This window comes from Aeromonas sp. ANP5 (assembly GCF_963870295.1).
GTDB lineage: Bacteria > Pseudomonadota > Gammaproteobacteria > Enterobacterales > Aeromonadaceae > Aeromonas > Aeromonas veronii.
In genome coordinates, this window is sequence record NZ_CAWMRY010000081.1 from 1 (window position 1) to 1,110 (window position 1,110).

A 1,110-nucleotide genomic window follows, 5' to 3' on the forward strand; every position below is an offset into this window, starting at 1 on the left:
AAAAAAGTCTTAGCTGAGGCAATTGTCATTTGTCAGGTGTTACAAGACCATAAGGCTTATGAAATTTCCGTTAATTTAGATAGTAAAATTACCGAAGCTTTGTCATTAGTTGACTTTACAGGTAATTCATCCGGTAGTGAGCATACGAAAGCGATCAATAAAGTCACACGCGAATATCGTTTGCTTTATGTATCATTATTTTATCGGGTAGCAAATTTGACCGAAGCAGCTAACAAGTCAAGTAACGCGGATGCAGCAAGCTGCACCGGTTCTTGAAGCGTTATACGTTTTAATCAGAATTTCGAGGAAAGAGGTAGATATGATTTTAGACTGTTCGTCTTATGAATCTGTAAAACAGTCACTTTGTGATGCTTTCCATACAACAGAGGAAGAGCTTATTTAAGTTCTCAAAAGTGTCGAAAATGACAAACAAATCGATTACTACACACTTGAAAAGAATGTTGAACGTGCTGCTCGAGAAAAGCTCGGTGAACCTGATAGTGAGCTTGAAATATTGTGGTTTCATGCTACTCGTGTTGAAGACCATAAATCGTTTCGCGAACATGGGATTCTTACGAAAAGTTTAGTCAAAGATCAGTTAGTCCAAAGATTGTCTTCATTAGCATCTGGTTTAGAAAAATCAGGTTGTAATCCTTTTTCCTTATCTATGTCAGGGAAAAATGGCGATCATGATGAAGGACCATTTGCCTTCCTCATAAAGGTAGTTGCTATTCAAGCCCCAGGATCAAACCATAACTATACTGATGCTCCTGAGTTGGTTGAAGATATTGCAGGAACTTTACTCGGTAATAACTATAAAGAACTGGTATTCCGCTTTCAGGAAATTACAAAACCATACCTAGTTTCCTTTACTGCTAAACCGAGAGGAGACGAGGTATTTAAAGCTTTGTTCTTTCTGAAATTGATGGTGGATGGTGAGTCCGAATTAGATGCAGGTGAAAGTGCTAATACTTTCTTCAATTCTAACGCAGAGGTTATTTCACCTGATAGAATTAAAAGTCTTCATAATCTAGCAAACGTATAACAAACAATTTAAGAGAAAATCTGGGACACCCACCATTTTGAGCAAGCCTTGGTATGGCTGGCGGT

Annotated in this window: 2 protein-coding genes; both read left to right on the forward strand. The window is 37.9% G+C overall.

All coding sequences use genetic code 11. From position 1 onward, the window contains the following. A partial coding sequence (locus AACT07_RS22305) for a hypothetical protein (protein WP_216093298.1) occupies positions 1-276 on the forward strand: 276 nt, incomplete at its 5' end. Between the two features lie 238 nt (positions 277-514). Then, positions 515-1,045 carry a hypothetical protein gene (locus AACT07_RS22310; RefSeq protein ID WP_139123945.1) on the forward strand — a complete coding sequence of 177 codons (531 nt, stop codon included), beginning with the start codon at positions 515-517 and terminating at the stop codon, positions 1,043-1,045. Positions 1,046-1,110 lie beyond the last annotated feature (65 nt).